The organism is bacterium, assembly GCA_037131655.1.
Lineage (GTDB): Bacteria > Armatimonadota > Fimbriimonadia > Fimbriimonadales > JBAXQP01 > JBAXQP01.
On sequence record JBAXQP010000073.1, the window covers coordinates 1 to 10,506 of the forward strand.

10 protein-coding genes are annotated in these 10,506 nt (G+C 49.0%); 3 read left to right on the forward strand and 7 right to left on the reverse strand.

The window, feature by feature from the left end:
- The 4 genes from rplA to secE all read right to left on the reverse strand — a co-directional run.
- Positions 1-569 (reverse strand): 50S ribosomal protein L1 (gene rplA / locus WCO51_05015; GenBank protein MEI6512620.1); only part of this gene is annotated, 569 nt, incomplete at its 3' end.
- A gap of 110 nt (positions 570-679) precedes the next feature.
- Positions 680-1,105 (reverse strand): 50S ribosomal protein L11, encoded by a 426-nt coding sequence (rplK, locus tag WCO51_05020; GenBank protein MEI6512621.1) that lies wholly within the window; start codon positions 1,103-1,105, stop codon positions 680-682.
- Positions 1,106-1,159: 54 nt separating this feature from the next.
- A complete protein-coding gene (gene nusG / locus WCO51_05025) occupies positions 1,160-1,687 on the reverse strand; it encodes a transcription termination/antitermination protein NusG (GenBank protein MEI6512622.1) in 528 nt (175 codons plus the stop codon).
- 90 nt (positions 1,688-1,777) lie between these two features.
- Positions 1,778-2,011, reverse strand: coding sequence for a preprotein translocase subunit SecE (secE, locus tag WCO51_05030; GenBank protein MEI6512623.1), 234 nt, complete (start codon positions 2,009-2,011; stop codon positions 1,778-1,780).
- Positions 2,012-2,181: 170 nt separating this feature from the next.
- Between secE and mnmE the strand changes: the two genes are divergently transcribed.
- From mnmE to WCO51_05045, 3 genes are all read left to right on the forward strand, one after another.
- Positions 2,182-3,561 carry a tRNA uridine-5-carboxymethylaminomethyl(34) synthesis GTPase MnmE gene (gene mnmE, locus WCO51_05035; protein MEI6512624.1) on the forward strand — a complete coding sequence of 460 codons (1,380 nt, stop codon included), beginning with the start codon at positions 2,182-2,184 and terminating at the stop codon, positions 3,559-3,561.
- A 64-nt stretch (positions 3,562-3,625) separates the two neighbouring features.
- Positions 3,626-4,720 carry an SLBB domain-containing protein gene (locus WCO51_05040; protein ID MEI6512625.1) on the forward strand — a complete coding sequence of 365 codons (1,095 nt, stop codon included), beginning with the start codon at positions 3,626-3,628 and terminating at the stop codon, positions 4,718-4,720.
- Positions 4,721-5,011: 291 nt separating this feature from the next.
- A complete protein-coding gene (locus tag WCO51_05045) occupies positions 5,012-5,572 on the forward strand; it encodes a hypothetical protein (GenBank protein ID MEI6512626.1) in 561 nt (186 codons plus the stop codon).
- Between the two features lie 51 nt (positions 5,573-5,623).
- On the opposite strand, the gene WCO51_05050 is transcribed toward WCO51_05045, so the two are convergent.
- The 3 genes from WCO51_05050 to WCO51_05060 all read right to left on the reverse strand — a co-directional run.
- A complete protein-coding gene (locus WCO51_05050; GenBank protein ID MEI6512627.1) occupies positions 5,624-6,796 on the reverse strand; it encodes a DegT/DnrJ/EryC1/StrS family aminotransferase in 1,173 nt (390 codons plus the stop codon).
- A 99-nt stretch (positions 6,797-6,895) separates the two neighbouring features.
- Entirely contained in the window at positions 6,896-9,808 is a 2,913-nt protein-coding gene (locus WCO51_05055; GenBank protein MEI6512628.1) for a beta-galactosidase, read from the reverse strand.
- Positions 9,744-10,506, reverse strand: a 763-nt coding sequence (locus WCO51_05060; protein MEI6512629.1) for an HAD-IA family hydrolase, incomplete at its 5' end; no start/stop codon positions are given. The genes WCO51_05060 and WCO51_05055, both read right to left, overlap by 65 nt.

The following is a 10,506-nucleotide window of genomic DNA, read 5'->3' on the forward strand; positions in this document are numbered from 1 at the left end:
GCGTTGAAATTCTCATGCAATTTCTCTGCATCCCAGCTTGCTTTGCCGATGGGCATATGGATGATGGCGCCCTTCTCGATGCGGTATTCCACACGAGCGGCGCGTTTGATCTCATCAACTGTTGCTTGGATGTTGTTGGTGACGGTGCCATTCTTCTTGTTCGGCGTTCGGGGGCCTAATTGGCGGCCTAATCTCGCGACGACAGGAGCCATTTCTTCTGAGGCTACCAGCACGTCGAAATCTCGCCAGCCTTCCGTGATTTTGGCAACGAGATCGTCATCGCCAACGGTGTCAGCGCCTGCTGCCTTAGCTTCTTCCGCCAAATCACCTTTAGCCAAAACGGCTACATTTCGTGATTTACCGGTGCCATGGGGAAGAGTGGTGACGCCGCGGACCATTTGCTCGCCCTTGCGGGGGTCGACGCCCAAGCGGACTGCTAAGTCAACAGTTTCGGGAAACTTGGTAGATGCTGTCTGTCCAACTAAGGCAAATGCCGCAGCCGGTTCATGCATCTCGTCTTTCGTAACTTTTTTCGCTATTTCCAAATAGCGTTTACCGTGATCAGCCATTTATTATCTCCTTGTGGTTCTAACGGTTGAACCTCCCACATAGGGGAGAGTTGTATTGCGTATTGCGTAGTTCGCATTCCGGAATCCGGATATGTAATACGCAATACGTACTAGTCTTCTATTTCAATGCCCATTGAACGGGCGGTGCCGGCTAGCACTCGCATCGCTTGGTCAATATTGTTTGTATTCAAGTCAGGCATCTTTTGTTTAGCGACTTGGCGGAGCTGCTCCTTGGAGAGCTTGCCGACCTTGTTCGTTAATGGATTACCAGAACCTTTAGTAACCCCCGCGGCCTTCTTCAATAGTTCAGAGGCTAACGGCTGTTTGACAATGAAAGTGAACGAGCGGTCCTCGTAAATGGTGATTTCCACCGGCATTGTCGTTCCAGCTAGACTGGCGGTCATCTCGTTGAACTTCTTGATGAACTCCATCATATTGATGCCATGCTGACCCAACGCGGGTCCGACTGGCGGTGCGGGTGTAGCTTTCCCACCCGGAATATTTAATTTAACAACGGCGGTAATTCTCTTTGCCAATTGTACTTCCTCCTTATCAAGCCCATTCTAACTAGAAACTACACGGGCGCTGTCTTACAGCTTTTCAACCTGTGTGAATTCCAGCTCGACGGGTGTGTCGCGTCCAAAAATCGAGATAAGAACGCGAAGTTTTTCGCGCTCGATGTCAACTTCATCGATCTTACCAGTGAAGTCTGCAAATGGCCCGCTGGCCACACGGATGCTGTCGCCTTTGCTGTAAGCAATACGCGCTGTGGTCTTGCCCTGTTCGAGCGAGGCCATAATCTGATTGACTTCTTTAACAGTAAGAGGCACCGGTCGGTTACCGGAACTAACAAATCCGGTTACTCCAGAGGTACTTTTTACCAAAGTCCAAGTGGAGTCGTCCAGCACCATTTCGATTAATATATAGCCGGGGAACACTTTCTTCTTAACATAAGTCTTCTTACCAGCACGCGTTCGAAGCTCTTGTTCTGTGGGAATCAAGATATCAAAGACCTTGTAGTCCCACTGACCCTCGACTTTAGCGCGCCGTTCGATAATGTTCTTTACTTTATTCTCGTGTCCGGCGAATGTGTGTACTGCGTACCAAGACCGTAGCATCTAAACATGCACTCCTTAATTGCCCTCGGATCGCGACCAGGCATGGTGAGTGTCGCGATTCTTTGACGGCAAAGCCGTCATGGCTGATTATCATCTTATTGGCATCAAGAATTTCCAAAGTTGAGTTAGAACGATATCCATAACAAAAAGGAACATCGTAAATACAAAGATAACGGCCAATACAATACCCGTCAGGCGAACACCATCTTGATAAGTAGGCCAGTTTGTCTTCTTTAACTCGCTTATAACTTCCTGAACCAGGACGACTATACCACGCCCACCCGGCCGTCTGGCCTCAGGTGAACTTGCTTGCTTCACCGACATTCTTTATGCTCCTCACCCGTGCACAAGGGCTTTTTCATTTAAAGGGAATGTGACAGGGGCAATCCTTATGCTAGATTATACACGGTCTTGACGAATATCTGCAACAATGTCAATAGCTGCACGAAAAAACTGTTATTTTCCGCCATAATTGGCACAGCATGAAACCGATTATGAAAACCTTAGATGACACAATTACCGCTATCGCTACCGCGCCTGGTGAGGCGGGGGTAGGCATCGTTCGCGTCAGTGGCCCTTTAGCCTTTACTATCGCCGAGCAGGTGTTTGACTGCCACACTATCGGCGCCCTCGAAACCCACCACATCTATTATGGCCGAATTGTCGATCCAACTAATAGAGAAGCTTTGGATGATGCGCTGCTGCTCACCTTTCGATCACCTCATAGCTACACCGGACAAGATGTCATTGAATTTAGCTGCCATGGCGGTAGTGTCACTTTGAAACGTGTATTAGCGTTATGTCTTCGACAAGGCGCGCGAATGGCTGAAGCCGGTGAATTCACAGAACGCGCTTTTCTTAATGGGCGGCTTGACCTGGCTCAAGCTGAAGCAGTAGCCGACATTATTAAAGCTCAAACCGATGCGCAACACCGAGTTGCCTTTCGCCAACGCGAAGGCTCTCTCAGCCGATCGGTCGCAGAGCTTGCCGAGCGTTTAATGAATGTTCTCGTTCGAGTTGAAGCGGTGATTGATTTTTCCGAGGATATCGGCGAGCTAGATTATGAGCAAACGACGGCGGAAGTCGAAATTATCAACGAATCTGTCGAAAAGTTATTAGCGACCGCTGATCAGGGACGAATTATTAGGGAAGGGCTTAAAATCGCGATTATCGGCAAACCCAATGTCGGCAAATCCAGTCTTCTTAATTCCCTTCTCGGCTACGAACGAGCCATCGTTACCCCCGTCCCTGGCACAACGCGTGATGTGGTTGAGGATACGATTAGTTTAGGGGGTGTGCCGGTTATTTTAGCGGATACCGCTGGAGTTCGGGAAACGGATGATGTCGTTGAATCGGTTGGCGTCAAGCGCACACAAAAGTCATTAGCGGAAGCTGATTTGGCGCTATTTATATTCGCTGCCCCCGATGGTTTGACCGATGAAGATCGGCAAGTATGGCAGGAATTGAATGGTAAACCGGTGATTCCCATAATAAATAAGGCAGACACAATTTCTACTTTAGAATGTAATGTTCTTCAGGAATCTGCGATATCTTTTATTGGGGAATCCTTGGCAATTTCAGCAATGACGGGTGAAGGGATCGAAGATCTTCGTCAGACGATAATTGAACGAACAATCGGTTCAGGACTTGCTTTAGAGAGTGTTTCGGTTACCAATACTCGCCATCAAGAGGCGTTGAGGCAGACTAAAGCGAGTCTTGACCTAGCCAGGAATAGCCTTCAAGCCAATATGACCCCCGATTTTGTAAGCATCGACTTAAGAGGCGCCCTCGGCTCCCTCGGCCTAATCAGCGGCGAGACTGTCACCGAAGACCTGATCGAACGCATATTTAGAGATTTTTGTATCGGGAAGTGAAGGTGGTATATCGGCCAAACAGACTGGTACAATTGCTTTGTACTTCTTAAGAGTGGAGAACATAATGCGACTTCTATTTGCATTTCTTGTTTTGATAGTAGCAACTAATCTGGTTTTCTCACAGGAATCGTTCATCAAAGCGGGCGACGTCATAAACGTTAGTGTTGATGGCGAAACGCTGATGTCGAGGCAATACCGAGTTGATCAGAATGGCATGGCAATTATTGAACTCGTTGGCGCGGTAAAACTCGGGGGATTATCAACTGATGCTGCCGCGAAATTGATTGCCGATAAGATTAAAAGCCGCCAAATCCTTAAAGATCCACAGGTTATGGTGAAGCTGGTTCCCAATCAAGTTTTCGTCTCAGGATCGGTAAGCAACCCGGGTTCCATTGCGATTACACCGAACCTCAAGCTTTCAGATGTGCTCAAAACGGCTTCACCAACAGAGACTGCCGATTTAACCTCGGTTCGTGTCACTCATTCGGATGGTCAGCAGTTGACTATCGATTTTGAGAAATTAAGTACAACTCCTGAAAATGATATTGTGCTCCAACCAGGAGACCAAGTTTTTGTCTTTCAACGCGCCGTCAATCAAGGGATTATGGTTTTAGGGCAAGTCAAAGCGCCGCAAACGATCCCGTTTGAACCCGGTTTAACCATCAACGGAGCTATCTCCAAAGCAGGCGGCGTTCTTCAAGAAGCCGATCTTTCTCAGGTAAAGCTTACTAGAGCATCAGGCGGACCGGCAAATATCATCGACCTATCGAAGTCAGGGACGGACACCCCTCTTTCTCCAGGCGATCAGATATTGGTGCCTCAAAAAACGAGCAATGTTTATGTGCTGGTACGCGGGGCGGTCAAACGGTCAGGACTTGTTGCATATCATGAAGGCTTAACTCTTCGCGAAGCGCTTGAGGCAGCCGATCTCTTGGAGGATGCGCAACTCAACAAAGTCACCATTGAACGCCGCATCGACGGTAAGATTCAAAAGATTAAAGTCAACTATACTGAAATTCTACGCGGCGTGCGTACTGATGAAGTATTGCAACCGGGCGATGTCCTTGACGTCCCAAATCCACCCCGTTCCCAGGGAACATCCAATATCCTGCAAGCCGCTTCGCTTGTGGTCGGGATTATATTTTTCTTTTTGAAATAACATGGGGTTTGGATTAAGGCGAGATGCATAATCATTCTGTGTTTTTGCGAGGGATGTTTGTGCCCAGGGTTATACGAAGTGTATTTGTAGGGGCGTAGCTTGCTTCGCCCTCCGGAGGGCAGGGCAAGCCCAGCCCCTACATCCGATGGAGAAATGCTTTGGCAGCGCCGCTTTGCTCTGCTTCCGAAGCATCGAATCTATCCTCATCCTCTTTTCCCGCCTCAGGGTAAAAGGGGATGAGGATAGATTCGAAAAACACACTACGCAATACAAATAGTGTAGGAGATAGAAATGAAAAGACGGTTTTGGCTGGGATGTGGGATTGTTGCGGTTTTGTTAGTTTTTATAACTGCTGGGTTGTTCTTCTTCACCCCGTTCGGGAAGGAATTTCGTGCGATGGTGAAAATCCAGCTCAGTGGGAAGCGTACTTACGCGCCCGAAAGCTGTTTAGCAAACCTGAAGCAAGTAGGGCAAGCGCTACAGCTTTATATGAACAGCAACGCAGCCTACCCTCCGTCAGGCTGTTGGGTTGATGAACTTAGTAATTACGTCACTCTTGGCAATGATGTGAAAGACGAAGACCGCGAAAAAGTTTTCAAATGTCCTGGAGTTTTTACTGAAAACCCAAAAAATTATGGCTATGCGATGAACCTGATACTCTCCTCAAAGTCATCGGATGAAGTAAAAGACCTGGCAAACTCTGTTTTCGTTTTCGACTCGGCTCAGCTAACAAAAAATGCAGCAAACTCATACGAAACTAAGAACTTGCCCCTTCCACCCCGACATGGGGCGGTTAACAATGTAGTCCACTGTGATGGCAGCGCTAAATCCGTTACCGCTGTGCAGATGTAAGTTATAAAGAGGCCCGACAGCTTAGCTGTCGGGCCTCTTTTGTTATCTCAGTTAGAACTTCGCAGCGACCTTTTTGACCTTAGCGATCCTTTCAACCATTTCACTCTCAGTGCGTTTGAAGCCATTATCGAGAAGCACCGTTCGCGTCAGGATGGAGAGGGTCTTGGGACACATGTCAGGGGAGTAGTTCACATCGGCTTTGGCAAGTTTATAGGCATCGCGTCCAGGATGGTGCGCGCCTGATTTGTCCATCACCGGTTCCCAATTACAATAGACATGTCGGCCGCTGTTGATGGGTTGCCATATACCATCTGTTTCAGTTTCTAATGCCGCTTTGAAGCCATTGGCTCGATCTTCAGTCTCGAAGATTAAGCCGGTCGTCACTCCGCAATCGCCCTCAAAGTCATTCATGGGGCTGAGCTTCAAGTTCTTGATACATGAAAGCTCTTCAACCATCATGCGCTTTTCCATGCGAAGCTTCGCCAAAATGCCATCAAGCCGGCCAAGCTGCACTCTCATAATAGCGGCTGATATTTCATTGGTACGATAGTTCTGACCCGCAAAGAAAGGCCATGAAATCTCTCTGGCGTGACTTCGGAAGATACATCCGCCGTCATGGTGAATTAATGCGCGCTCGTAGATATCGATATCATTCATAACCACCGCGCCGCCTTCACCGCAGGTGATAACTTTGAAGTAGTTGAATGAGAAACCGCCTGCCTCGCCAATCGAACCTAAAGATTTACCCTTATAAGAGCCGCCGACCGCCTGGCAGGCATCTTCCAACACTTTCACGTTATGCTTCTTCGCGATAGCCATAATGGCGTCCATATTGCACGACATACCGACCATGTGAACGGGAATTATCGCTTTTGTGCGCGGAGTGATTGCGCGCTCGACTTCGACCGGATCGATTCCGAGGGTCTCATCAATTTCGACAATAATCGGCACCGCGCCAACTGCCAATGCCGCCAACGCTGTCGCCATGAAAGTATAGCCGGGAATGATAACCTCATCGCCAGGACCTACGTCAAGACCTACCAACCCACATATGAGCGCTGCAGTGCCACTGGTAAGCAGGATGGAGTGGTTAACGCCGAGCCTTTCAGCCCATTCTTTTTCAAATTGAGCCGCTTCGCCGCCCTCTTCGCCATATCGGAACAGCTTCCCCGATTCAATAACCCGAGCCGCCGCCTCTGCTTCCTCTTTGCCTATGATATGCATATAAACCTCCTAATCATATTGAGTAGTGTCTATTTCGGAATTCGAATACTGCTTCGATCCCGAACACCTATCACCTAATTCTTATCACATGAATCCGTACTACTCATCCACTTTTCGAAACTTAATATTTAATCCCAGGTCTTCATCGACCAGTTCGTCTAACATCGTTCGTCCGAGTTCGATCTTCGGAGGGCCATACACCGTTTCGATTTCTGCGTACTCTTCATCCAAAGCATCACCGAAGAACTCTTTCGGTTCGTGAATGATTGCTGGCTCTGGAGGAAGCGGCACGATCACTTCAGGAACTCGAATGGATTCAGGAGCTGCCACTGGGCCCGTTTCTTGGGTTGATAGCATTCGCTGAAGCTGTTCCTGCGGCGCCACCAGGAGAATTACTGTTTGTCCTTCTTCCATATACAAGCGCGCGCTGACTGAGTTCTCAGTAACGATCTGCCGCTCTTCAAGATTATAAGCGGACATGCTCGATGGGAAGTTAATCGTGCGCTGACCGGCTCGTTTGGCATGGATTACAAGGAAAGGAAGCCGCACATGGATAACATCGTCATTGTTGCTCCAAATGTGAACCTTAGCCATAGAACCAAGACCTCTTAGAAGCGCAGGTGGCAATGTTGGCTCGCCGAGATACACTGCGCGCCACTTTCCGCTTACTTCTGATTGCTCATACTCACGGACAATCATTGAGGGGAGGCCAGTCTGCTGATATTCGCCAACGGTAGTGGCGTCCTCTGTAATCGAATAAAAAGTCGGATCGATGTGCTCGATACGCTGAATATTCGGATCATCCATAAACTCGGCTAAAGGATGACGCCGAGATAGCATGCGCGATCCCGGCTTGCTCGCGAACGGTTGTTGTTTGAGTGCTATACCTGTAACTTCTCGAGCATTTTCGAGCGCCGGTTTATGGTTTTCATAAAGTCCAGCCGCATATAACCATGTAAGGGTTTTGCCATTTTTGTGAAGGCGCTCGCGAATTATGGCTCGCTGCTCTGCAGAGATGTCCCAAGCATTCAAGAAGATATACAGTTGGCAATCAGGGAAATTCTTGAGCATCAAATCGGACAGCAGATAAAAGCCCACCGACATTCCGCTTCTCAAAATATTTGCCTGTTGTTCTTTAAGAACGGCGCGAAGCAATTCGCGATCACGGGCATGAGCGATTGAACCTTCGTCAACTATTACCGCCACATCAGGTGGGGCTGGCGGACTCTCGATTTGAATGCGCCACCATTCACGATAATCGGCTGCTCGCTGCCAGGCAACACTCGAATCGAGCCAACCTTCACCCCAAAGGTCCATCCAAGCCGCTCCTGATCCATGTGTCAGTGTTACGCCAAGCCCGCGAAGATGCACTTGATCCATAGCATAAGGTTGAGAAATCTGAAGATTGTAATCATCAGGCTCATTACCGCTTGCTAAAGGGGTTTTGAAGTCCTCTTCCGATAGAAATAGTTTGCCTCGAAGGGCAATTGAATCGATAGGCATCGGGAAGGTACCTGCCTGAGTTGGCAATCGATCGCTATAACTGGGAGGGCCGGCGATGATATCAATATAAGGGCAGCTTGTCACCTGACCGAGACTAAGATGGCCTGAGTTCGGGTGAGACCACTCAAAAGTGTAACCATAAGATACAGCCACCAACGCCTGATTCTTCGACGCATGTTTAACCATTCGCGCCAAGTCCGCCAATCGTTCAGCCACTGCATCTGACAAGAACAGATGGTAGTCAACTATCCGCCGTTCTTTGCGCGAGTCAAGAATGGAAGTTGAGTTCTGAGCCGATATTGGATGATAAGTTGGGATTTCCACGGTGTTAAAGGAGACGTTGCCTTCACTCCATGCTGAGCGCAGCATCACTACATCGTTATTATAGTAATGTTTGGTCCAGCGCCTAAACGCTTCACGTGCAGCAGGGCTGGTATCGTAGCCTTCTTCTGAGCCATAGAACCATTCGCCGCGCTCTAGGTGATATCCAACCACCCGTTCGCCTTCCGTCACCGTACGCATCTTTAGAACAAGATGTTCGAGGCATTTGGCGGCATATTGCCACCAGGCCTCGGAGCTAATCGATGGCTCAGACTGAGTGCCGTCAGCTCGCGTGCAGACTGCATCAGGATAACGCTGTCGCCATCCGGAAGCAGGAGTGAACACTACTCGCCAAAAAATATTGGCCTGAGGGTCAGCCTCAACGACACGCTTTATCATATAAGCCGCATCATCCAATACCTTTGGCAGACTCTGTTCATCGACAATCAAATCGAGTAAGAGAATATGAACATGAACCCCGGCGGCGGCCGCTTTTTGGATCTCGTTCAAGACATGCTTTTCTGTAGCGTTCGAGTTAATGTTGCCAAAGAAAAGGAGAGGCGGTACGCTGGTGTTATTCAAAACAAGCGCCGGAAGGCCATTACGCATACCGATACGATTTCTTGACGGGGCAAGCATCTCGAGCGGTTTGCGTCTTTCAATGGGTTGACGCTCGCGAGGATTTTGGCGTCCTCCACGACGAGGCCCTGTTGGGAGAGTTATATCAAACTCAACTTCGATGGTTTCTTGTGGTGACGCTTCAACCGGCGTTTCTGTAGCAGCCTCTTTCGCAATCGGCATTGGCCGACGGCGGCGATGCGGCATTGGTCGAGCTACGGTCGTTTCCTCTGAAGGCACTGCTTCGAGATCTGCAGATTGAGTTGGCTCTTCAGTCGGAATTGCGTCTTGTTGTTTCTTACTTGGATAACGACGACGAGGGCGACGTTTAGGTTGCCCCTCTTCCGTAGCTCTTTGTGGCTCAGAAGGGATTATTGGTTCTTGCGGAGATTGTTGAACAGCATCACGAGACGCTTCCACCGGAGCCATATCTACGCTTTTGGTCGGAGTTCGACGTCGGCGTTGCGGAGGCGACGGCTCAGCAGTTGGAATCGGTGTTGGCTGCTCAATTGCACCCGCAGGCGCATCCTGATCCGCAGCAGTTTGATTTGGCTTCTTCCGGAGACGCATTATTAACTATTACAGGCAGACTCTCGCACCACTCTAAGAGCTGGCTTGGTGTACTGAAAAACAGATCGGGCTTTTCAGCTTTCAGCATTTCTTCCGTAGCGGCTCCCCAAGCGCAGGCTGCTGTTATTACCCCAGCCGCCTTTCCACAGATAATATCGTATATGCTGTCCCCGATGAAGATCGCTTCTTGGGGCGATACTTTCAATCGATAGATTGCCGCCAGTACGGCCTCGGGAGCAGGTTTTGGGTGAGCCACATCGCTGGAAGTGACAACCGTATCTACGAAATCTTCTAGCTCTAAACGCGGAGTGACATCTTCCATCTCGAGTCTATTCTTTGATGTCACCAGCGCAGTGCAGTACCCCTTCTGTTTCACTAGACGGACGGCCTCAATGGCTTTCTCAAATAACTTTTCTTGATCCTGATGAGCTTCGTAATAAGCAAACTGTTGCTCTGTCATCGCTTTCTCGTCCCCTTTAATTCCAACCATGCTTTCAATTGCCTGGATTTGCTGAATCAAAGGAATACCGATGATGCCCCTCAACTTTTCGGTCGGCAGAGTAGTCCCAAGGACTTTCCCTGCTGCGCTGTTGAGAGCATCAACGATTAAGCTCACCGTATCGATTAACGTCCCGTCGATGTCGAACAGAATGGCCCGCAATTGCGAGGTCAAACCATTACCTCCTATACAATTCGAC

Excerpts from the sequence above, each read along its gene's own strand:
- WCO51_05040 (MEI6512625.1), top strand. The coding sequence starts at position 3,626 with ATGCGACTTCTATTTGCATTTCTTGTTTTGATAGTAGCAACTAATCTG.
- secE (MEI6512623.1), bottom strand. The coding sequence starts at position 2,011 with ATGTCGGTGAAGCAAGCAAGTTCACCTGAGGCCAGACGGCCGGGTGGG.
- WCO51_05055 (MEI6512628.1), bottom strand. The coding sequence starts at position 9,808 with ATGCGTCTCCGGAAGAAGCCAAATCAAACTGCTGCGGATCAGGATGCG.
- WCO51_05050 (MEI6512627.1), bottom strand. The coding sequence starts at position 6,796 with ATGCATATCATAGGCAAAGAGGAAGCAGAGGCGGCGGCTCGGGTTATT.
- WCO51_05045 (MEI6512626.1), top strand. The coding sequence starts at position 5,012 with ATGAAAAGACGGTTTTGGCTGGGATGTGGGATTGTTGCGGTTTTGTTA.
- nusG (MEI6512622.1), bottom strand. The coding sequence starts at position 1,687 with ATGCTACGGTCTTGGTACGCAGTACACACATTCGCCGGACACGAGAAT.
- mnmE (MEI6512624.1), top strand. The coding sequence starts at position 2,182 with ATGAAAACCTTAGATGACACAATTACCGCTATCGCTACCGCGCCTGGT.